Annotated in this window: 19 protein-coding genes and 1 tRNA gene; 13 read left to right on the plus strand and 7 right to left on the minus strand. The window is 62.5% G+C overall.

Going from position 1 to position 20,573, the window contains the following annotated elements:
• Positions 1 to 154 precede the first annotated feature (154 nt).
• Together SB772_RS33390 and SB772_RS33395 are read left to right on the plus strand one after the other, a co-directional pair.
• Positions 155 to 1,504 carry an NAD(P)/FAD-dependent oxidoreductase gene (locus tag SB772_RS33390; protein ID WP_410837405.1) on the plus strand — a complete coding sequence of 450 codons (1,350 nt, stop codon included), beginning with the start codon at positions 155 to 157 and terminating at the stop codon, positions 1,502 to 1,504.
• A gap of 91 nt (positions 1,505 to 1,595) precedes the next feature.
• A complete protein-coding gene (locus SB772_RS33395; protein WP_410837406.1) occupies positions 1,596 to 2,468 on the plus strand; it encodes a dienelactone hydrolase family protein in 873 nt (290 codons plus the stop codon).
• Positions 2,469 to 2,562: 94 nt separating this feature from the next.
• On the opposite strand, the gene SB772_RS33400 is transcribed toward SB772_RS33395, so the two are convergent.
• Both SB772_RS33400 and SB772_RS33405 read right to left on the minus strand, forming a co-directional pair.
• A complete protein-coding gene (locus SB772_RS33400; protein WP_410837407.1) occupies positions 2,563 to 3,432 on the minus strand; it encodes a sulfurtransferase in 870 nt (289 codons plus the stop codon).
• Between the two features lie 148 nt (positions 3,433 to 3,580).
• Positions 3,581 to 4,687, minus strand: coding sequence for an aromatic ring-hydroxylating oxygenase subunit alpha (locus tag SB772_RS33405; RefSeq protein WP_410837408.1), 1,107 nt, complete (start codon positions 4,685 to 4,687; stop codon positions 3,581 to 3,583).
• 286 nt (positions 4,688 to 4,973) lie between these two features.
• Between SB772_RS33405 and SB772_RS33410 the strand changes: the two genes are divergently transcribed.
• The 4 genes from SB772_RS33410 (at position 4,974) to folE2 (ending at position 9,252) form a co-directional block, all read left to right on the plus strand.
• Positions 4,974 to 5,282 (plus strand): exodeoxyribonuclease VII small subunit, encoded by a 309-nt coding sequence (locus SB772_RS33410; RefSeq protein WP_410837409.1) that lies wholly within the window; start codon positions 4,974 to 4,976, stop codon positions 5,280 to 5,282.
• The gene (locus SB772_RS33415) at positions 5,279 to 6,160 is read left to right on the plus strand and encodes a polyprenyl synthetase family protein (protein WP_410837410.1); all 882 of its coding nucleotides are present in this window, start codon (positions 5,279 to 5,281) and stop codon (positions 6,158 to 6,160) included. Before SB772_RS33410 ends, SB772_RS33415 begins: the two co-directional genes overlap by 4 nt.
• A gap of 84 nt (positions 6,161 to 6,244) precedes the next feature.
• Positions 6,245 to 8,152 carry a 1-deoxy-D-xylulose-5-phosphate synthase gene (dxs, locus tag SB772_RS33420; RefSeq protein WP_410837411.1) on the plus strand — a complete coding sequence of 636 codons (1,908 nt, stop codon included), beginning with the start codon at positions 6,245 to 6,247 and terminating at the stop codon, positions 8,150 to 8,152.
• Positions 8,153 to 8,445: 293 nt separating this feature from the next.
• A complete protein-coding gene (gene folE2, locus SB772_RS33425; protein ID WP_410837412.1) occupies positions 8,446 to 9,252 on the plus strand; it encodes a GTP cyclohydrolase FolE2 in 807 nt (268 codons plus the stop codon).
• Positions 9,253 to 9,287: 35 nt separating this feature from the next.
• Here folE2 and tsaD read toward each other — a convergent pair whose 3' ends face one another.
• Complete coding sequence (gene tsaD / locus SB772_RS33430) at positions 9,288 to 10,316, minus strand: tRNA (adenosine(37)-N6)-threonylcarbamoyltransferase complex transferase subunit TsaD (RefSeq protein WP_410837413.1); 1,029 nt, start codon at positions 10,314 to 10,316, stop codon at positions 9,288 to 9,290.
• 132 nt (positions 10,317 to 10,448) lie between these two features.
• On the opposite strand from tsaD, the gene SB772_RS33435 reads away from it, so the two are divergent.
• The 4 genes from SB772_RS33435 (at position 10,449) to dnaG (ending at position 14,566) form a co-directional block, all read left to right on the plus strand.
• A complete protein-coding gene (locus tag SB772_RS33435) occupies positions 10,449 to 11,666 on the plus strand; it encodes an NAD(P)/FAD-dependent oxidoreductase (protein WP_410837414.1) in 1,218 nt (405 codons plus the stop codon).
• Between the two features lie 68 nt (positions 11,667 to 11,734).
• On the plus strand, positions 11,735 to 11,947 hold the full coding sequence (gene rpsU, locus SB772_RS33440; protein WP_028196180.1) for a 30S ribosomal protein S21: 213 nt from the start codon (positions 11,735 to 11,737) through the stop codon (positions 11,945 to 11,947).
• A 224-nt stretch (positions 11,948 to 12,171) separates the two neighbouring features.
• A complete protein-coding gene (locus tag SB772_RS33445; protein WP_410837415.1) occupies positions 12,172 to 12,618 on the plus strand; it encodes a GatB/YqeY domain-containing protein in 447 nt (148 codons plus the stop codon).
• A gap of 76 nt (positions 12,619 to 12,694) precedes the next feature.
• On the plus strand, positions 12,695 to 14,566 hold the full coding sequence (gene dnaG, locus SB772_RS33450) for a DNA primase (RefSeq protein ID WP_410837416.1): 1,872 nt from the start codon (positions 12,695 to 12,697) through the stop codon (positions 14,564 to 14,566).
• Positions 14,567 to 14,632: 66 nt separating this feature from the next.
• Here dnaG and SB772_RS33455 read toward each other — a convergent pair whose 3' ends face one another.
• The gene (locus SB772_RS33455) at positions 14,633 to 14,953 is read right to left on the minus strand and encodes a hypothetical protein (RefSeq protein ID WP_410837456.1); all 321 of its coding nucleotides are present in this window, start codon (positions 14,951 to 14,953) and stop codon (positions 14,633 to 14,635) included.
• Between SB772_RS33455 and rpoD the strand changes: the two genes are divergently transcribed.
• Positions 14,859 to 17,054, plus strand: coding sequence for an RNA polymerase sigma factor RpoD (rpoD, locus tag SB772_RS33460; protein ID WP_410837454.1), 2,196 nt, complete (start codon positions 14,859 to 14,861; stop codon positions 17,052 to 17,054). The two genes, SB772_RS33455 and rpoD, sit on opposite strands and share 95 nt — an antisense overlap.
• 159 nt (positions 17,055 to 17,213) lie before the next feature.
• Positions 17,214 to 17,301, plus strand: a tRNA-Ile gene (locus SB772_RS33465).
• A 66-nt stretch (positions 17,302 to 17,367) separates the two neighbouring features.
• Here the strand turns inward: SB772_RS33465 and SB772_RS33470 are convergent.
• Positions 17,368 to 17,844 (minus strand): tyrosine-type recombinase/integrase, encoded by a 477-nt coding sequence (locus tag SB772_RS33470; protein ID WP_410837417.1) that lies wholly within the window; start codon positions 17,842 to 17,844, stop codon positions 17,368 to 17,370.
• Between SB772_RS33470 and SB772_RS33475 the strand changes: the two genes are divergently transcribed.
• A complete protein-coding gene (locus tag SB772_RS33475) occupies positions 17,817 to 18,626 on the plus strand; it encodes an MOSC domain-containing protein (protein WP_410837418.1) in 810 nt (269 codons plus the stop codon). The two genes, SB772_RS33470 and SB772_RS33475, sit on opposite strands and share 28 nt — an antisense overlap.
• A gap of 143 nt (positions 18,627 to 18,769) precedes the next feature.
• Here SB772_RS33475 and SB772_RS33480 read toward each other — a convergent pair whose 3' ends face one another.
• Together SB772_RS33480 and SB772_RS33485 are read right to left on the minus strand one after the other, a co-directional pair.
• On the minus strand, positions 18,770 to 19,942 hold the full coding sequence (locus SB772_RS33480) for a WD40/YVTN/BNR-like repeat-containing protein (RefSeq protein ID WP_410837419.1): 1,173 nt from the start codon (positions 19,940 to 19,942) through the stop codon (positions 18,770 to 18,772).
• A gap of 132 nt (positions 19,943 to 20,074) precedes the next feature.
• Entirely contained in the window at positions 20,075 to 20,344 is a 270-nt protein-coding gene (locus tag SB772_RS33485) for a MoaD/ThiS family protein (RefSeq protein WP_410837420.1), read from the minus strand.
• Positions 20,345 to 20,573 lie beyond the last annotated feature (229 nt).

Here is a 20,573-nt window from a genome sequence, read left to right on the forward strand (position 1 = left end):
GACGGCGCGCGATATCGTCGTGCGCATGTCACACATGTGTTTTGACGGCTTGTGACAACCCGTGCTGCTCGCGGACAATCGCTGACAGATGGCGCGTGCGCATCTCATGCGCGCCGTCTCGACGCACAAACCATCGGCAAACACGGAGAGTTCAATGCATCGTTTTATCGTCGTTGGCGGGGGCGCGGGGGGGCTGGAGCTGGCGACGCGCTTAGGCGACCGCTATGTGCCACACAAGAACAAGGGTGGTGCGCGTGCGCAGGTGACGCTCGTCGATCGCTATCCGACCCATATCTGGAAGCCGCTGCTGCACGAGGTCGCGGCCGGCAGCATGGACCCGTTCACGCAGGAGCTCGAATATGCGGCGCAAGCGCGCTGGCATGGCTTCGAGTTCCAGCAGGGCGAGCTGACCGGTCTCGACCGTACGAACAAACGTTTGACGCTCAGCACCGTGCTCGACGACGACGGCGCCGAGTTGCTGCCCGCGCGCGAACTCGAATACGACACGCTGATCGTCGCTATCGGCAGCACGACGGCGTTCTTCGGCGTGAAGGGCGCGGCTGAGTTTTCGCTGGCGCTCGACACGGTCAGTCAGGCTGAGCGCTTCCGCAAACGGCTGATCGCGGCGTGTATGCGTGCTGAGCATCAGGTGCATGAACCCGTCGAATCGCAATCGGGCACGTCGCCTTCCACGGAGCCGCGTATCCAGGTGGCGATCGTCGGCGGCGGTGCGACGGGCGTCGAACTCTCCGCCGAGCTGCGCAATACGGCGCAGGTGTTGTCCGCGTACGGCTTGCATAAGCTCGATCCGCGGCACGACGTCGGCATCGTGCTGATCGAAGGGGGGCCGCGCATTTTGCCGGCCTTGCAGGAGCGCGTGTCGACGGCCACCGCCGAGTTGCTCACCAAGCTCGGCGTCAAGCTGATGATCGGCGAGACGGTGGCGGAAGTCGCGCCCGGCGTCGTCCGCACCGCGAGCGGTAAGACGGTGCGCGCCGATCTGACTGTATGGGCGGCGGGCATCAAGGCGCCCGCCGTGCTGAGCCAGCTCGACGGCTTGCCGGTCAATCGCCTCGGGCAACTCATCGTGCGCCGCACGCTGCAAACCGAAATCGACGACAACATCTTCGCGCTCGGCGATTGCGCGGCGTGTCCGTGGCCCGGCAACGAGCGCAATGTGCCACCGCGTGCGCAAGCCGCGCACCAGCAGGCGAGCTTTCTGATGAAGGCGCTCGCGGCCCGGCTCGATAACAGGCCGCTGCCGGAATTCACCTATCGCGACTTCGGTTCACTGGTGTCGCTCGGGCATTTCAGCGCGGTCGGCAATCTGATGGGCGGCGTGATCGGCGGCAATATGCTGATCGAGGGCTTGTTCGCGCGCTTCATGTACATGTCGCTATACCGGCTGCATATCGCCGCGCTGCACGGCTATGCGCGGATGGTGCTCGACACCTTCGCGCACTGGCTGCGTCGCACCACGCTGCCGCGGGTCAAGCTGCACTGAGGGGCACCGGCAGCCACCAGGATCGTTGGGCAACAGGATACGCGTGAAGCGCGTATCCTGTTGCCTCCAACGTTCACCTGAGGAGCGCCGTATGCTAAAACCTGATATCGACAGCCTGGTCCCGCACGTTCCGTTCAATCGGCGCACCTTCATCAAAGCCGCGCTCGGCACCGGTTTCGCTGCGGCCGTCCTGCCGGTGTCGGCGCAAACCATTCATACCGATAGCGAAGGCCTCGAAGCCGGCGAGGTGGCCGTGCGTTCGGGCGACACGCTGGTGCCGGCTTACCGGGCGCAGCCGAAGGGCAAGACGCATTTGCCGGTGATCGTCGTTGTTCACGAGTTATTCGGCGTTCACGAGCATATCGCCGACGTGTGCCGGCGCTTCGCCAAACAGGGTTATCTCGCGATCGCGCCGAATCTATACGAGCGGCAGGGCGATCCCACCGTGTACACGAGCGTGCAGCAGCTCGACGACGAGTTGGTCAGTAAGGTACCGGACGAGCAGGTCATGGGCGATCTCGACGCGACCGTCGCGTGGGCGGGCGAGCACGGCGGCGATCTGAACCGGCTCGGGGTGAACGGCTTCTGCTGGGGCGGGCGTATTGCGTGGCTGTATGCCGAGCACAATCCGCGGTTGAAGGCAGGCGTGGCCTGGTATGGACGTGTGACGGGTGCGAAGAGCGCGATGACGCCGGCCAATCCGCTCGATCAAGTGGCGCAGCTGCACGCGCCGGTGTTAGGCCTATATGGGCGTCAGGATCAAAGCATCCCTCAGGACACGCTGGAGCAGATGAAGCAGGCCATCGCCCACGGTCCGCAGGCGGGACGCGGTTCGCAATTCGTCGTGTATGACGATGCGGGTCATGCGTTTTTCGCGGACTATCGACCGAGTTACAAAAAGGCCGATGCCGAGGATGGCTGGCGCCGCGCGTTGGTGTGGTTCAAGCAGCACGGCGTCGCGTAAAAGCGCGCGGATGCGTTCGGCTTGAAAGAATGAAAAAAGGCCGTTGCCGCAGGGAAGCGGCAACGGCCTTTTTATTAATCGTCCCGCTCAACGGTCAAGGATTCGGGCCGGTGGCAACGGGCCGCACCGGATCGGCAGTCCATTCGCTCCACGATCCCGCGTACAACGCCGCGCCGTGCATCCCGGCGACCTCCATCGCGAGCGCGTTGACGCATGCCGTCACGCCCGAGCCGCATTGCAGCACGACGTGTTCCGGTGGCGTGTCGGCCAGCAGCGCATGGAACTCCTCGCGCAGCGTATGCGCCGGCTTGAAGCGGCCATCCGCGGTGAAGTTATCCTTGAAAAAGCGATTGAGCGCGCCGGGAATGTGGCCGCCGACGCGGTCGAGCGTTTCGTTTTCGCCGCGATAGCGATCCGGTGCGCGCGCATCGACCACAATGCGCTCCCGCGTGCCGAGATTGCGCTCGACCGCCTGGGCGTCGATCGTCACGGAGAGCGGTGCTCCGGCTTTGAAGTCGCCGGTATTCTCCACCGGCGCGTCTTGCGTCAGCGGCTGACCGGCCGCTTCCCATGCCTGCAATCCACCGTCGAGCACCGCGACAGAGTCGTGGCCGAGCCAGCGTAGCAGCCACCAGGCGCGGGCGGCGTACATGCCCCCTTGCGCGTCATAGGCGACCACTTGTTGACCTTGCTTCAGGCCGCGCGACACCAGCGTTTCCACGAGACGCGCACGGTCCGGCAGCGGATGGCGGCCATTGGTGCCCGTCTTCGGCCCCGACAGATCGCGATCGAGATGCAGATAGTGCGCGCCGGGCAGATGTCCGGCCGTATAGGCTCTTTCCCCCGCCTCGGTATCGGCCAGATCGAAGCGGCAATCGACGACGAACATGCTGCCCGGTGCAGCGGCAAGCCGTTCCGCGAGATTCGTCGCGGAAATCAATGTGGTGTGATGAGTGTGGGGCATGACGTCTCCTGAGCAGGCGATTGCGACTCTCGCGCGGCGGTTTTGGCGCCGTTAGCGGATGGCCGAAACATGCTGTTAGTCTAAACAAAAAAAGACGGGCCGAAGCCCGTCGTTCCATGCTTTAAAGCTTGTAGTCACTCGTTCGCGATCAGATTGTGCCCAATTCGCGCCGCAAAAACTCGTGGAAGTGCTGCATGCCGTCTTCCATCGGGCTCTGATACGGGCCAACCTGCGATTCGCCACGCGCCATCAGCGCGCGGCGGCCGGCGTCCATGCGTTCGGCGATTTCGTCGTCTTCGCGGGCCGTTTCCATATAGGCAGCACGCTCGGCTTCGACGAATTCGCGTTCGAACAGCGCGATTTCCTCAGGGTAGTAGAATTCCACCACATTGGTGGTTTTCTGCGGACCGTGCGGAATCAGCCATGACACCACCAGCACGTGCGGATACCACTCGATCATGATGCCGGGGTAGTACACCATCCAGATCGCGCCGAACTCGGGTGGCTGCCCGTCGCGGAAGCGCAGCACGGCGTCGTGCCATTTGCGGTAAGTCGGGCTGCCCGGCTGTTCAAGATCCTTGTGCACGCCGACCGTCTGCACGCTGTACCAGTCGCCGAATTCCCACGTCAGGTCGTCGCAGTTGACGAAGCTGCCAAGGCCCGGATGGAACGGCGCGACGTGATAGTCCTCCAGATAGACCTCGATGAAGGTCTTCCAGTTGTAGTCGCACTCGTGCACTTCGACGTGATCGAACATGAAGCCCGAAAAATCGAAGTGTTGCCTGGTGCCCAGGCGCGCCAGATCGCGGGCGACGTCGCGCCCCTGCGCTTCGAACAGCAGGCCTTGCCAGTTCTGCAACGGCGTGCCGCCAAGATTCAGGCACGGGTTATCCGCAAAATGAGGTGCACCGAGGAGCTGGCCGTTCAGGTCGTACGTCCAGCGATGCAGGGGGCAGACGATGTTCTCCGTCTGGCCGCGGCCGTTGAGCATGATGGCTTGCCGGTGGCGGCACACGTTCGACAACAGTTCGACTTGCGACTGCTGGTTACGGACGAGCACACGCCCCTCGCTTTCGCTGGGCAAGGCAAAATAATTCCCCGCCTCGGGCACCATGAGTTCGTGGCCGATGTAGCGAGGACCTTTCTTGAAAAGGGTGTCGATTTCGCGCGTTAGAAGCGCTTCGTCAAAGTAAGCCGTGACTGGCAGCTGGCTGTGAACAGACCGCAACTGCAATGCATTGCTCAGATTGGACATTCCCACTCCCGATGAAGACGTGAAAGCAGTGAACAACCCAACCATCGAAGATTCGATTTAGGGAACCTGAGATTATACCCGTTTCGCCCTGCTTGGGCGCTTAAGTGACTGATTTGGGTCAAAAATGTCAAGGAAGTTCGCGGTTTTCGCCGCAGACCTACAGATATTTTTCTGCGAAACTGGGGGCAGGGCGCGGACGGCCAAGGCGGGGCGCGGGGCGGCGAGCGGATCGGAAATGTCGCTTTTGCCGTAGAATGTCCGACTTGTTTTAATTTTGCGACTATTCATGGCGAAGACCGCATCGAAGGATACTGTTGCCGCGCCTGCTGAGGGCGTCGACACCACGCCGCTGCCCGAAAACTACGAGGCGGCCCAGACGGAGCTGGAAGGGCTGGTCGCGCAGATGGAAGGCGGCAGTCTGAGCCTCGAAGAATCGCTCGCCGCCTACCGGCGCGGCGCGGCCCTCGTGGCGTTTTGCCAGCAGCAGCTCGAGAAGGTCGAGCAGCAGGTGCGCGTGCTCGATGGCGAGACGCTCAAGCCGCTGCCCGTGAATAGCGCAGGCACAGCCGCTACGGAAAGCGGGGACGACCTATGACATTCGAACAATGGACGCGCTCGGTGCTCGAACGCGTCGAAGCGGCACTAGAACATTATTTGCCCACGGAAGCGACCGAGCCGGCACAACTGCATGAAGCCATGCGCTATGCGGTGCTGGGCGGCGGCAAGCGGGTTCGCCCACTGCTGTGCCACGCGGCCGGCGAGCTGACCGGCGCGCACGCTGAATGCCTCGATGCAGCGGCGGCGGCGCTGGAAATGATCCACGTCTATTCGCTCGTGCATGACGACATGCCGTGTATGGACGACGACGCGCTGCGTCGCGGCAAGCCCACGGTGCACGTCAAATATGACGAAGCCACAGCCTTGCTGGTCGGCGACGCGTTGCAATCGCAGGCTTTTGTCGCGCTGACGTCGGACGTACTGGGCCCGGCGCAGCAGGCATCGCTTGTGCGTGAGCTGGCTCTCGCGAGTGGCTCGATCGGCATGTGCGGCGGCCAGGCAATCGACCTGGCGAGCGTCGGCCACACGCTGACGCGCGCGCAACTGGAAACCATGCACCGGATGAAAACCGGCGCCTTGCTGCGTGCCGCAGTGCGCATGGGCGCGCTGGCGGGCGAAACGCCGGGTGCGGACGCAATGCGTTCGCTCGACGCGTATGCGGCGGCTGTCGGCCTCGCGTTTCAGGTCGTCGACGATATTCTCGACGTGACGACCGATTCCGCGACGCTCGGCAAGACGGCAGGTAAGGACGCGAAGGACGGCAAGCCGACCTACGTATCGATTATTGGGCTGGATGCATCGCGCGCGCTCGCAGCACAACTGCGCGCCGACGCCCACACTGCGCTCGCGCCGTTTGGCGCGAGCGCTCAGCGTCTTGCCGAATTGGCCGACCTGGTGGTGAACCGGGTTAGCTGAACGCGAAAGCCCGCCGCCGCGCACCTTTGCTACGGGTGCATGTATGAAGTGCGGGCGCGTAAGTTTTCCTACAATGGAACGACGATGTACGACTTGCTGAAAACCATCGACGACCCGGCGGCCCTGCGCCGCCTCGATCGCCGCCAATTGCAACCGCTTGCCGACGAGTTGCGTGCCTTTGTGCTCGACAGCGTATCGCAGACGGGCGGCCATCTCTCGTCCAACCTCGGCACGGTCGAGTTGACCATTGCGCTGCACTACGTGTTCGACACGCCGCGTGACCGGATCGTCTGGGACGTCGGCCATCAAACCTATCCGCACAAGATCCTGACCGGTCGCCGCGACCAGATGCACACGCTGCGTCAGTTGGGCGGCATCTCGGGTTTCCCGAAGCGCGACGAGTCGCAATACGACACCTTCGGCACCGCGCACTCCAGCACTTCGATCTCCGCTGCGCTCGGCATGGCAATCGCGAGCAAGCTGCAGGGCGACAATCGCATGGGCATCGCTGTGATCGGCGACGGCGCGATGACAGCAGGCATGGCCTTCGAGGCGATGAACAACGCCGGCGTCGAAGACGACGTGCCGCTGCTGGTCATCCTGAACGACAACGACATGTCGATCTCGCCGCCGGTCGGCGCGCTGAATCGCCATCTGGCGCGTCTGATGTCGGGCCGCTTCTACGCTGCCGCGCGCGCGGGCGTCGAACGCGTGCTGCGCGTCGCGCCGCCTATGCTCGATCTCGCCCGCAAGCTCGAAGAGCACGCGAAGGGCATGATCGTGCCGGCCACGCTGTTCGAAGAATTCGGCTTCAACTACATCGGTCCGATCGACGGTCACGACCTCGATTCGCTGATCCCGACGCTGCAAAACATCAAGGAACTGCGCGGTCCGCAATTCCTGCACGTCGTCACGAAGAAAGGCCAGGGCTACAAGCTGGCCGAAGCCGATCCGGTGCTGTACCACGGTCCGGGCAAATTCAATCCGGCCGAGGGCATCAAGCCTGCAACCACGCCGTCGAAGAAGACCTACACGCAGGTGTTCGGCGAATGGCTATGCGACGCGGCCGAATTGGACCCGCGCGTGGTCGGCATTACGCCGGCCATGCGTGAAGGCTCGGGCATGGTCGAGTTCGAAAAGCGCTTCCCGGATCGTTACTTCGACGTCGGCATCGCCGAGCAGCACGCAGTGACCTTTGCCGGCGGCCTGGCTGCGGAGGGCATGAAGCCGGTGGTCGCGATCTACTCGACCTTCCTGCAACGTGCTTACGATCAGTTGATTCACGACGTCGCGCTGCAGAATCTGCCGGTGGTGTTCGCGATCGACCGCGCGGGTCTGGTCGGCGCGGACGGCGCAACGCATGCGGGCGCCTACGATCTGGCGTTCCTGCGCTGCATCCCGAACCTGACGGTGATGGCTGCGTCGGACGAAAACGAATGCCGCCAGATGCTGTACACCGCTTTGCAGCAACCGAACCCGACGGCGGTGCGTTATCCGCGCGGCGCCGGCGCTGGCGTGGCGACCGTCAAGCAGATGACGGCGCTGCCGCTCGGCAAGGGCGAGATCCGTCGCGAAACGTCGCAGCCGGCCGGCAGGCGGATTGCGATCCTCGCGTTCGGCACGATGGTGGCGCCGTCGCTGGCGGCTGCCGAGCAGCTGGATGCAACCGTGGCCAACATGCGCTTCGTCAAGCCGCTGGACGCCGATCTGGTCCGCCAACTGGCCGAAACGCACGACGCCATCGTCACGGTCGAAGAAGGCTGCGTGATGGGCGGCGCGGGTTCGGCCTGCGTCGAAGCCCTGCTTGCCAGTGGGGTTATGCGACCCGTACTACAATTGGGCCTCCCGGATCGGTTCATCGATCATGGGGATCCGGCCAAGCTGCTTGCTCAATGCGGTCTGGACAGCGCGGGCATTGCCAAGTCGATCCGCGAGCGCTTTCTCTCGAGCGGCACGGCCGCCGGTCAGTCGTCGGTGAAACGCGTCGCGTAATTTCGCCGCCGATCGCTGTGCCGCTGCGATGCTATGGCGGCCATAGCAATCTCCAACTTGAATCGATGGACCTTCGGGTCCATCATCCAACGCCGGCAGGGGCCGGCGTTCGCCGTTGCGTGCCCTGATTCGCGCGGCCGCTGAGCGCCCCCAAACCTGCCGCTTCGCGACAGCGCCCCGAGGGGGCAATTCCCGAATCCCCAATCCCCCAAGGGGACTTCCTTCGGGGCGGGGGACTTCCTGCGGAGCGGAAAACTTGGGGGCGGCCCGGCGTTTTTGGAAAGGACAAAAGAATGAATCAGATGAACCCCGCCTTTGTGATGCCCGATGTGCAGAGCACGCCCGATACGCGTCAGATCCCCATCCAGCGGGTCGGCGTCAAGGCCGTTCGTCATCCGCTGACGGTGCGCACGCAAGGCCGCGACGTGCAGCCGACGGTGGGTATGTGGAATCTCGACGTGCATCTGCCGGCTGATCAGAAGGGCACGCACATGTCGCGCTTCGTCGCGCTGCTCGAAGAGAACAAGGCGCCGCTCGAACCGGCAACCTTCCGCGCGATGCTCGCCGCAATGCTCGAAAAGCTCGAAGCCGAGGCGGGCCGCATCGAGGTGTCGTTCCCGTACTTCGTGAACAAGACCGCGCCGGTGTCGGGCGTGCAAAGCCTGCTCGACTACGAAGTGACGTTGACGGGCGAGACCCGCAACGGCGCAACGCGTCTGTTCCTCAAGGTGCTGGTGCCGGTCACGAGCCTGTGCCCCTGCTCGAAGAGAATTTCTCAATACGGCGCGCACAACCAGCGCTCGCACGTGACGATCAACGCCGAGCTGGCAGGTGACGTCGCGGTGGAAGAACTGATTCGCATCGCTGAAGAAGAGGCGTCCTGCGAACTGTGGGGCTTGCTGAAGCGCCCGGACGAGAAGTTCGTCACCGAGCGTGCGTATGAAAACCCCAAGTTCGTCGAAGATCTGGTGCGCGATGTCGCGCAGCGTCTGAATGCGGATGAGCGGATCGTCGCGTATGTGCTCGAAGCTGAGAACTTCGAATCGATTCACAATCACAGCGCTTACGCGGTGATCGAGCGGGATAAGCGGGCGGCTTGATACTGCTCGCTAGCTTTGCTTGCTCGCCGTGAAGCTTAGCGTGCGAGGGAAGTTAGATCCCAGCGTGGCTTGACTGTGAACGCGTAGTCTTTGCCCGATTGATCGGGCCAGCGTTGCAGCCTCAACGCACCGGCCAACGCGATCATTGCACCGTTGTCCGTGCACAGCGACAAGTCCGGGTAGTGTACGAAAAAATTGCGCTTCCTGGCCGCTGCCGAAAGCGCCTCGCGCAGTTGCCGGTTCGCGCCTACGCCGCCTGCCACCACGAGCCGATTGAGTTTGGTTCGCTTGAGTGCGGCTAGCGATTTTGCTGCCAACACGTCCACCGCCGCGTCGACGAAGCCGCGCGCCAGATCCGCTTTCGCCTGCTCGCAGATGTTTGCGCCGCCGAGCTTCTTCGCGTGCGTGAGGACGGCGGTCTTCAAGCCGCTGAAGCTGAAATCGAGGTCGCCGGAGTGCAACATCGGGCGTGGCAGCACGACCGCGCCGGGCGTGCCGAATTCCGCCATCCGCGAGACTTCCGGTCCACCCGGGTAGCCGAGGCCGAGCAGCTTGGCGGTTTTGTCGAACGCTTCGCCGGCGGCGTCGTCCAGCGTTTCGCCGAGTGTCTCGTAGACGCCCACATCCGTCACGCGCATCAGTTGCGTATGACCACCCGAGACGAGCAGCGCGACGAACGGGAACGGCGGCGGTTCATCCACCAGCAACGGCGACAGCAAGTGCCCTTCGAGATGGTGAATGCCGATGGTCGGCTTGTCCCACGCCATGGCCAGCGCATTCGCGACGCTCGCGCCGACCAGCAGCGCGCCCGCGAGTCCCGGCCCTTGCGTATACGCGATCGCGTCGATGTCGCTGCGCGCAGCGCCGGAGCGCTCCAGCACTTCTTCGAGCAACGGCAGCGCACGACGGATATGGTCGCGCGAGGCCAGTTCAGGCACCACGCCGCCATACTCGCGGTGCATCGCAATTTGCGAATGCAGCGCGTGCGCGAGCAGACCGCGCTCTGTGTCGTAGAGTGCGAGACCGGTTTCGTCGCAGGAGCTTTCGATGCCGAGAACGAGCATGATCGGTGGGTTTGGGCGGATGCGGTGGACTCGCGGTGGACTGAGTCCGGGCGCCCGAAAAGTGAAAAGGCAAGCCTGAAAGTATAGCAGTGTGAGTAAGAGCCCGCAGGCGCGCGGGTACAATGCGGCCCCATGGAATCCTTCGATATCGCGGTAATCGGCGCAGGTGCGGCCGGCATGATGTGCGCGGCGGTGGCCGGGCAACTCGGCCGTCGCGTGGTGCTGATCGACCACTCGCAACGCCTGGCGGAGAAAATCCGCATCTCCGGCGGCGGCCGCTGCAACTTCACGAATCTGTACGCCGGACCGGCCAATTACCTGTCGGCCAACCCCCATTTTTGCCGCTCGGCATTGGCGCGTTATACGCCGCGCGACTTCATGGCGCTGCTCAAGCGTCATCACGTGACGTGGCACGAGAAGCACAAGGGCCAGCTGTTCTGTGACCAGTCGAGCGATGCCGTCATCGACGTGCTGAAGCGCGAGTGCGATGCCGGCCGCGTCGCATGGCGCGCGCCGCTCGCGGTCGAGCAGGTGCGCCAGGGCGCCGCGGACGGCTTCACGCTGGACACGCAGTCGGGTCCGATTGCCGCGCGCGCGCTGGTGGTGGCGACCGGCGGCTTGTCGATTCCTAAAATCGGCGCGACGGACTTTGCCTACCGGCTCGCCAAGCAATTCGGCCACAAGCTGATCGACACCCGCCCGGCGCTCGTTCCGTTGACATTTGCCCCCGCCGATTGGGAGCCGTTCGCGGCGCTGTCCGGCGTGTCGCTGGAAGTCCAACTGGCGACCGGCAACAAAAAGACCGGTGCCGAGTTCAACGAAGACCTGTTGCTCACTCATCGTGGCGTGTCCGGCCCGGGCGTGCTGCAGATTTCGAGCTACTGGCAGCCCGGCGAACCGATCCACATTAATCTGCTGCCTGAGCAGGACGCGACCACGGCGTTGCTGGATGCGAAAACCGGCACTAAGCGCCAGATCGCCAACCTGCTGTCGGAATGGGTGCCGCAGCGGCTTGCCCACGTCTGGCTGGAAACCCACCAGATTCCCGCCGAAGCACGCGTCGCCGATCTGCCGGACAAGACGCTGCGCCGCATCGGTGAGGCTTTGTCGCGCTGGACGCTCACCCCGAACGGTACCGAAGGCTACCGCAAGGCCGAAGTGACGCGCGGCGGCATCGATACGCGCGACCTGTCGTCTGCAACGATGATGAGCACGCGTGCGCCCGGTCTGTACTTCATCGGTGAGGCGGTCGACGTGACCGGCTGGCTCGGCGGCTACAACTTCCAGTGGGCGTGGGCGTCGGGCGTAGCGGCCGGTCAGGCGGCCGCGGAGTATGCCCGGGGGGCTTGACGGCGATCTGGCTTTGTGAGAAAGCTCTGCTATACTCCTGAACCTTTACAAAGTTCCGTTATTGAAAAATGACGACCATCCGCGTAAAAGATAACGAGCCGTTTGAAGTCGCCATGCGCCGCTTCAAGCGCACGATGGAGAAAAACGGGCTGCTGACGGAACTGCGCGCGCGCGAGTTTTACGAAAAGCCCACGGCGGAACGAAAACGTAAGAAAGCGGCAGCCGTGAAGCGCCATTTCAAGCGTCTACGTGGCCAGATGTTGCCAAAGAAGTTCTACTGATTCTGGCATGCCCGCGGTTCCCGCGAACGGAACGGCGACATCCGACCAGTGGCGGCAAAGTAGGTGCTGTCACGGAAAACACGGTCCTTTCGGGCCAGCCGGCAGGGTCGCATCCACTACGCGAATTTGCGCCAACCCGCTTGAGGAAGCAGTCCCAAGCGGGTTTTTGTGTTGATGCAGACGGCTTTGCCGGTCTTTCAAATTCCAACGCATTCAGGTGAGTGATGAGTCTCAAGGATCGGATCAACGAGGACATGAAAGCCGCCATGCGGGCGCGTGAGACGGAGCGTCTCGGCACCGTCCGCCTGTTGCTCGCCGCGATCAAGCAACGCGAAGTCGACGAACGCGTCACGCTCGACGACACGGCTATCACCGCCGTTATCGACAAGATGATCAAGCAGCGCAAAGACTCGATCAGCCAGTTCGAAGCCGCTGGCCGCACGGATCTGGCCGACAAGGAAAAGGCGGAGTTGGCCATCTTGTCCGCCTATATGCCGGAGCAGATGTCCGAGGCGGAAATCGTCGCCGAAGTCCAGGCCGCGGTCGCGCAAACCGGCGCAGCCGGTCCGCAAGACATGGGCAAGGTGATGGGCGTCCTCAAGCCGAAGCTGGCCGGCCGTGCCGACATGACCGCCGTCTCGGCGCAAGTCAAAGCCGCGCTCGCGAAGTAATTCCCGTATTTCCGGTCTGCGCGCCGTCGCTCGACGGCGCGTGCAGCCTTGGGCTTTTAAGGTAGCGTCATTCACCGTGATTCCACCGTCATTCCTGCAGGACCTGCTTAACCGCGTCGATATCGTCGACGTGGTCGGCCGGTTTGTGCAGTTGAAAAAGGGCGGCGCGAACTTCATGGGGCTTTGCCCGTTTCATAACGAGAAAAGCCCTTCGTTTACGGTTAGTCCGACTAAGCAGTTTTATCATTGCTTCGGCTGTGGCGCGCATGGCACGGCCATTGGTTTCCTGATGGAGCACGTCGGCTCCACGTTCCCCGAGGCTGTCAACGAACTGGCGCAATCGGTCGGGTTGACCGTGCCGAATGAGCCTTCGCCTGGATATGGCGGAGGCGGCGGGGCCGGCGGTTATGCGCCGGCGGCCTCGAAAGCAGTCACCACCGCGCTGTCCGACGTCATGCAAACCGCCTGCGATTTCTACCGCAAGCAGCTGCGCGGCGCGCCGGTCGCGATCCAGTACCTGAAGAAGCGCGGACTGACCGGCGAGATCGCGGCCCGTTTTGGGCTCGGTTACGCGCCGGACGGCTGGCAAAACCTGGAAGCCGCGTTTCCGGATTATCGGGACGATTCGCTGGTCGACTCGGGCCTGGTGATTGTCAGCGAGAAGTCTGACGCGCAGGGCCAGAACCGCCGGTACGACCGCTTTCGCGAGCGGATCATGTTCCCGATACGCAATGTCAAGGGGCAGGTGATCGGCTTCGGCGGCCGCGTGCTCGATGGCGGTGAACCGAAGTATTTGAATTCTCCGGAAACGCCTCTATTTAACAAAGGCAGCGAGCTGTACGGCCTGTTCGAGGCGCGGCTGGCGATTCGCGAGCAGCACTATGTGCTGGTGGTCGAAGGGTATATGGATGTGGTCGCGCTGGCCCAATTGGGGTTCCAGAACGCGGTCGCCACCCTCGGCACGGCCTGCACGCCGATTCATGTGCAGAAACTGATGCGCCAGACCGATACGGTCATCTTCAGTTTCGACGGCGATTCGGCCGGCCGCCGCGCCGCGCGCCGTGCGCTGGACGCCTGTCTGCCGCACGCGGCGGACAACCGGACCATCCGGTTCCTGTTTTTGCCGTCCGAGCACGACCCGGATAGCTACGTGCGTGAATTCGGCACCGAGGCGTTCGCCGAGCAGGTCGAACGGGCCATGCCGCTGTCGCAGTTCATGCTGAACGAGGTGTTGACCGGCAAGGAGCTGGATCAGCCTGAAGGCAAGGCCCGCGCATTGTTCGACGCCAAGCCGCTGTTGCAGGCGCTGCCGGCCAATGCGCTGCGCGCACAGATCATGCATATGTTTGCCGACCGGCTCGATGTGCCGTTCGACGAAGTGGCCGCGCTGTGCGAGGTCGATGCCCGGATCGCGGCGGCCGCCCGTTCGGCGCCGGCCCGCAAAGACCGGCGCAGCGTGACCGGTATCGAAGAAAAAACGCTACGCAATCTGGTGATGCATCCGCGCACTGTCGCCATGCTCGACGAGGAAGCCGAACGGGCGCTTCTGAGCGTCACGCGACATGGCGAGCTGTTCGAAGAAGTGACGACGCATGCGCGCGCACTGGGCGACTCGGCGGAGTTCCAGTTGCTGTCCGACCTATTGCGAAACGGCGCAAACGCCCCAACTTTCGAGGAAATCTTTCGCAAAATTCTAGACTATGATGAAAACGTCCGGGATTTACTGCTGAAGGATCCGGAAGATGCGACCGTCATCGAGGAGCGGCGGGAGCAGGAGCGGATTGTCGGCGAGGAGCTGAAAGCGGCGATTCTGAAGATGCGGTACGACGCATACTGCGATCGCCTGGAGCAGCTTTCGCGGCAATCCCGGCATACGCCGGAGGAGTTCGCGGAGCTGGCGGACCTGAATCGGAAGCGGGCTGACATGAAGCGCCAGCTTGGGTTGTAGGCGGGAAGGGCGGAACCTGGGTGCTATAATAAAAAGTTTCCAGCGGTTTGTTTTTTAAAGGTTTTCCTAGCAAAGGCGAAAAGGCGATGCGATGGCAAAGACTTCAGGCGGAACTACGGGCGGGAAAAAAGCGCCAGGCACAAGCTCGAAAGAGCCGACCAGAAAGGTCACCGAGGCCAAGTTAGCTTCTTCCGCCAGAAAAACGTCTGCCGCGAGCGTCATACCTGCTGTTGGGAAGAAATCTTCGACCTCTTCCGCTGCGCGAGCGGAGCCGGTCAGGGCGGCGAAAGCTATACAACCGGCCACGAAACGGCCGAGTGCCAGAAGCGCAAGGGAAGCGGCTGCCGCGCAGGACGATGCGGCAGTGCGCGAGACTCCAGTATCCACGGTTCAACCGGCTGTTGTCCACCAGCCGCGAGTCGAGACTACAGCCGGTACGGCGAACTCCATGACGAAAAAGCTGAACGAAGTACCCGTCGATGACGACGCAACCCAGAGCGAAGACACCCCTGCTGCAGTTCCTGGCAAGGTTGAAAAGGTCAAGGCTCGCGACCGTCGTGCAAAGGAAAAGGCGCTGTTGAAAGACGCGTTCGCGTCGTCGCAGCCGGGCACCGTCGAGGAACTTGAAGAGCGCCGCTCGAAACTGCGCGCGCTGATCAAGCTCGGCAAGGAGCGCGGCTTCCTCACGTACGCTGAAATCAACGACCACCTCCCGGACAACTTCACCGAGACCGAGGCGATCGAAGGCATCATCAGCACGTTCAACGACATGGGCGTGGCTGTGTATGAGCAGGCGCCGGACGCTGAAACGCTGCTGTTGAACGACAACGCGCCGGCAGCTTCGTCAGACGACGAAGTCGAAGAGGAAGCGGAAGTTGCGCTGTCCACCGTCGATTCCGAATTCGGCCGCACCACCGACCCGGTCCGCATGTACATGCGTGAAATGGGTACGGTCGAGCTGCTCACGCGCGAAGGCGAAATCGAAATCGCCAAGCGGATCGAAGATGGCCTCAAGCACATGGTGATGGCTATCTCCGCGTGCCCGACCACGATCGCCGACATTCTCGCCATGGCTGAGCGCGTCGCGAACGAGGAAATCCGCATCGACGAACTGGTCGACGGCCTGATCGACGCCAACGCGGAAGATGCGGACGGCTTCTCCGCGCAGGAAGCGGAAGCGATCGAGAGCGAAGAAGAGGAAGTCGAAGAAGACGCAGACGACGAGGAAGAGGACGACGGCACGGCGCAAGCCACGGCCAACGCGGCGCAGATGGAAGCGCTCAAGCGTGCGTCGCTCGAAAAATTCGCGTCGATCAGCGAATGGTTCGACAAGATGCGTCGCGCGTTCGAGAAGGAAGGCTACAAGTCGAAGTCTTACCTGAAGGCGCAGGAAACGATCCAGAACGAACTCATGACGATCCGCTTCACCGCGCGTACTGTCGAGCGTCTGTGCGACACGCTGCGTGCGCAAGTGGACGAAGTGCGTCAGGTCGAGCGTCAGATTCTGCATACGGTGGTCGACAAGTGCGGCATGCCGCGTGCGGAATTCATCGCGCGTTTCCCGGGCAGCGAGACGGATCTCGAGTGGGCCGACAAGATCGTTGGTGAAGGTCATGCGTACAGCGCGATCCTCACGCGGAACATTCCAGCGATTCGCGAGCAGCAGCAACGTCTGCTGGATTTGCAGGCGCGTGTTGTGCTGCCGCTGAAGGACTTGAAGGAAACCAACCGTCAGATGGCGGCCGGCGAACTGAAGGCGCGTCAGGCGAAGCGCGAAATGACCGAGGCGAACTTGCGTCTCGTGATCTCGATTGCGAAGAAGTACACGAACCGCGGCCTGCAGTTCCTCGACCTGATTCAGGAAGGCAATATCGGCCTGATGAAGGCGGTGGACAAGTTCGAATATCGTCGTGGCTACAAGTTCTCCACGTATGCAACGTGGTGGATTCGTCAGGCTATCACGCGTTCGATCGCGGACCAGGCGCGTACGATCCGGATTCCGGTTCACATGATCGAAACGATCAACAAGATGAACCGCATCTCGCGTCAGATTCTGCAGGAAACCGGTCTCGAGCCGGATCCGGCAACGCTGGCTGAAAAGATGGAAATGCCGGAAGACAAGATCCGCAAGATCATGAAGATCGCGAAGGAGCCGATCTCGATGGAAACGCCGATCGGTGACGACGACGATTCGCATCTGGGCGACTTCATCGAAGATACGAACACGGTCGCGCCCGCCGACGCCGCGTTGCATGCCAGCATGCGCGATGTCGTGAAGGACGTGCTCGACTCGCTGACGCCGCGTGAAGCGAAGGTGCTGCGTATGCGTTTCGGTATCGAGATGAGCACCGATCACACGCTCGAAGAAGTCGGCAAGCAGTTCGACGTGACGCGTGAACGGATCCGTCAGATCGAAGCGAAGGCGCTACGCAAGCTGCGTCACCCGAGCCGTTCGGACAAGCTGAAGTCATTCCTCGAAGGGAATTGATCGAGGTTGGCGGAATGCAGCAAATCTAGGGGCTTCCTGGTGGTTTCGCGAAAGCGAAGCGGTCACGGAAGCCTCCTTTTCGTGTAGTATGTCGGCCTGTCAGTGACTAGGCCCGGACTTCAAGACCGGGTCTTTTTCTTGGCTGTCTTCGTTTTCTTAGGGCCGGACGCCGTGCTGGTTGCAGGCAGCGGACTCATAATCCGCCTCCGAAAGGACATCGTCGGTTCGACTCCGACCCGGCCCACCAAAGGTTTCAACGGTTTTTCCAACCCCAGTTGTGCTCCGCAAAAAGCGATCTGTTCCGCAAAACCGATTAGCGGGTTGGTCCCACCTTGTCTCCCCGACGCTTGCGCACATAATGCTCAGTCGTGACCACTGAACCATGACCAAGTTGCTTCTGGGCTTGACGAATGTCGCCCGTTGTTTCGGTCTTAACTGTTCCTGTCTTGGCGCGCAAGTCGCGAAACTGGAAATCGCCAGCTGCAATTCCGGCCGCCTCCCTCGCTACCCTGAAGCGGTACTGCAGCGTTCGCATCCGGATGTCGGCGTGAGGGCATCCGGCAACAATCGACCAACGAGAAACGGCCGTCCGTGACGTTCGAACGGCCGCGACGTGTGCGATGTTGTTGAAAATCTCATGGCAGAATTCAACGCTGGCTTGGCAGGATCCGTTGCATGGTTCTCCACGTCTCGAAGGTGTTGAGCCAGTACACTGCATTTCAGCGTGGCGCTCCGGCCTCGCAAGAATAGGAAGCCTGCGCGATGTCACCATCCCAAGCCTTTGTCGCATCGATTCGCCGATATCCCGTCAAGTCAATGATGGGTGAGGAACTCAACTCAGTCGCGGTCACGAAGCGCGGAGTAGCGGGCGATCGCGCCTACTCGCTTATCGATGTCGAGACCAATAAGCTCGTCAATGCGAAGCATCCCCAAAAGTGGCCGGAGATGTTCGCCTATCGAGCCCGTTACACGGCGCCCCCGGCTTCGCCTGAAGACGTGCCACCGGTGTATATCACTTTGCCCAACGGCGATGTGATCGACTCCGCATCCGGCGATGCAGAGCAAACGCTATCCGCGGCGCTGCGCAAAGCCGTGCGTCTGGTGCGGCCCGATGAATCGGACAAGGGGTTCGAGGGCTTTGTGCCTACCGTCGAGGGCGTGTCCGACCACGACTTCGTTTTCGACAAGATTTCTCCGCCGGGAACGTTCTTCGACATCGGTCTAATCCATATCCTGACAACGTCGACCATCGACGCGCTACGGAAAACGGTGCCTGGCAGTCGCATCGAAAGCCGTCGCTTTCGTCCTAATCTTGTCATCCGTACCGATGGCGAGGAAGGTTTTGTCGAGAACGCATGGGTGGGTCGAACCGTCCGCATAGGTCAGGTTGTGCTGAAGGTTAAACAGCCGACTCAACGATGTGTGATGACTACCTTGGCACAGGGAGATTTGCCTAGGGACATGGCTGTCCTCAAGGCGATCTACCAGAATAACGGTGGCAACATCGGTGTGTACGCGGAGCCTATACAGATCGGAACGGTGCGAGTCAACGACGCCGTCGAGTTGATTTGATCACTGCGCACGAGAGCTGACTTGAGGCATGTAAGAGGCTTGGATGGATCCGATACCGGTGAGACGGAGATTGCCGCGGCCGTCCGCAAGGCCGCGCTCGAACTCGGCGTGTGACGGTGCAATATCACCCCCCCCCCGCGTCCTCATCCAAACCGAACACAATAAACAGGCGGCAAATGCGCTGAAATCAGATGCCAGCTTTCGCCGCTGTCGTCGGACGTCCATAGCGCGCCAGTGGTCGACGCCATCGCGAGGTGCGTGCCGGAGTCATCTACAGCGAGCCCGTGCCGATACACGAGGTCATAGGCCGGTGCAGGCGGCAACCCGTTCGAGAAATGCTCGAACGCGCGGCCGCCGTCGCGTGTGCGCGTGACGACGAACTGGCCGTCCACCGGGATCCGGCACTGATCTTTCACGGCGGGCACGAACCATGCCGTGTCCGGCTCGCGCGGATGCACGGCAACCGCGAAGCCGAAGCTCGATGGCTGCGCTTCGATCCTCTGCCAGTGCGCCGCGCCGTCGGTCGAGCGGAAGATCGCGCAGTGATGCTGCGTCCACAGCACATCCGGGTTTGCCGCGCATTGCACGACGCGATGCGGGTCTTGCACGTTGGCATCGCCGCGCCGCTCCGGCGGCATGTAGTCGGCCTCCATGCCCTCGGCGGTCACGCGCCAGGTCGCGCCGCTGTCGGCGGTTTGCCAGACGCCGCCGCACGACACGCCGATCGTCACATGCCGGCTGTCGCGCGGATCGACCATCACGGAATGGATGCCCGGCGCGTCGTAGCCGCCTCCGAACCATTCGCGGCGCTCCGGGCGATCCCACAGCGCACGGTTGAGCACCCATGTGTTGCCGCCATCGTCGGAACGGAACAACCCGCCGGGAATCGTGCCGGCCCACAAGACGCCCGGCTCGTCCGGGCCGCCGGTTTCGAGCGACCAGATTTGCTGAAGCGTCCAGGGAGGCGGCGGCGGGCTGGGCGCCGCTGCGCTCGCATTGTCCGCACTCGTGTCCGTGCTGGTGTTTGCACTCGCGTTCGCGCCGTCACTGGTACGCGTCTCGTCGGCAGGTTGCGGCGGGTAGATGGGGACCGCGCACTCTTCCCAATCCACCATGCCTGCGCGCCGGCGATGCAGCTTCACGCCGAAGTGGCCGAGATTGAGCGCGGCATACAGCGATCCGTCGCGCGGATCGGGCAGCACCATGCTCACCGGCTCGCCGGCGAAATGTGGCTCACCGAGCGTCCAGCCGCCCTCGCCATCGGCTTGCAGAACGAACAGTCCCTTGCGGGTTGCGACAAGCAATCGATCGCTCATGTCAAGTTTCTCCTGTGTCGACCAGAGTTGGCGCTTCAGCGCTTACTCTGGTCCCATGCAAAGCTCGACCAGAGTTGGCGCTTCAGCGCTTACTCTGGTCCCATGCAAAGCTCAAGTTCGGATGGAACCCCCTTATCCCCCCGACAGCGCCTGTACGACGTAAACCCGGCTTTCCTCGCCGAGCGCATCGGACAGATGTTGTCGGTCGCGCACCGGCCGGCCGTCGACAAACACGGCGAGATGCCGCCGCAGTGAGCCCTGATCGTCAAGGATGTAGCCGCGCAGCCGGGGTTGCGCGGCGAAGACGGCCTCGAGCGCTTCGCGGAGCGTGCGCGCGCCGATTTCGCGCTCGGGCGTTGCGATATGCCGCTGAATCGAAGCAGCGAAGAAGATGTGCGCCATGGCGGGGTAGCGGCGCGGGAATGGCCGCGTCCGTTGGTTCTGTAGTTTAGGCGATCTGCCGTGTGCTTTGGGGCATCGCCATACACCAGACGATAGGTTGCGGTACATTGCGCAGCGGCATGCCATTCGTGCGACCGCTTCGCCTAGTGAGCGGCCATTCGTTTACCCGGTTGCCCGGACACTCAGACGTCGGCTTCGTCCCAGTAAGCGGCCTTTCCATCCGCGAAGG

Source organism: Paraburkholderia sp. SIMBA_030 (assembly GCF_046535245.1).
GTDB lineage: Bacteria > Pseudomonadota > Gammaproteobacteria > Burkholderiales > Burkholderiaceae > Paraburkholderia.

Bases quoted from the DNA above. Each gene is read 5' to 3' on its own strand.
- SB772_RS33475 (WP_410837418.1), top strand. From the start codon at position 17,817: ATGTCACCATCCCAAGCCTTTGTCGCATCGATTCGCCGATATCCCGTC.
- tsaD (WP_410837413.1), bottom strand. From the start codon at position 10,316: ATGCTCGTTCTCGGCATCGAAAGCTCCTGCGACGAAACCGGTCTCGCA.
- SB772_RS33415 (WP_410837410.1), top strand. From the start codon at position 5,279: ATGACATTCGAACAATGGACGCGCTCGGTGCTCGAACGCGTCGAAGCG.
- SB772_RS33480 (WP_410837419.1), bottom strand. From the start codon at position 19,942: ATGAGCGATCGATTGCTTGTCGCAACCCGCAAGGGACTGTTCGTTCTG.
- SB772_RS33390 (WP_410837405.1), top strand. From the start codon at position 155: ATGCATCGTTTTATCGTCGTTGGCGGGGGCGCGGGGGGGCTGGAGCTG.
- SB772_RS33435 (WP_410837414.1), top strand. From the start codon at position 10,449: ATGGAATCCTTCGATATCGCGGTAATCGGCGCAGGTGCGGCCGGCATG.
- SB772_RS33410 (WP_410837409.1), top strand. From the start codon at position 4,974: ATGGCGAAGACCGCATCGAAGGATACTGTTGCCGCGCCTGCTGAGGGC.
- rpsU (WP_028196180.1), top strand. From the start codon at position 11,735: ATGACGACCATCCGCGTAAAAGATAACGAGCCGTTTGAAGTCGCCATG.
- SB772_RS33470 (WP_410837417.1), bottom strand. From the start codon at position 17,844: ATGCGACAAAGGCTTGGGATGGTGACATCGCGCAGGCTTCCTATTCTT.
- SB772_RS33485 (WP_410837420.1), bottom strand. From the start codon at position 20,344: ATGGCGCACATCTTCTTCGCTGCTTCGATTCAGCGGCATATCGCAACG.
- SB772_RS33405 (WP_410837408.1), bottom strand. From the start codon at position 4,687: ATGTCCAATCTGAGCAATGCATTGCAGTTGCGGTCTGTTCACAGCCAG.
- SB772_RS33445 (WP_410837415.1), top strand. From the start codon at position 12,172: ATGAGTCTCAAGGATCGGATCAACGAGGACATGAAAGCCGCCATGCGG.
- SB772_RS33400 (WP_410837407.1), bottom strand. From the start codon at position 3,432: ATGCCCCACACTCATCACACCACATTGATTTCCGCGACGAATCTCGCG.
- folE2 (WP_410837412.1), top strand. From the start codon at position 8,446: ATGAATCAGATGAACCCCGCCTTTGTGATGCCCGATGTGCAGAGCACG.
- dxs (WP_410837411.1), top strand. From the start codon at position 6,245: ATGTACGACTTGCTGAAAACCATCGACGACCCGGCGGCCCTGCGCCGC.
- SB772_RS33395 (WP_410837406.1), top strand. From the start codon at position 1,596: ATGCTAAAACCTGATATCGACAGCCTGGTCCCGCACGTTCCGTTCAAT.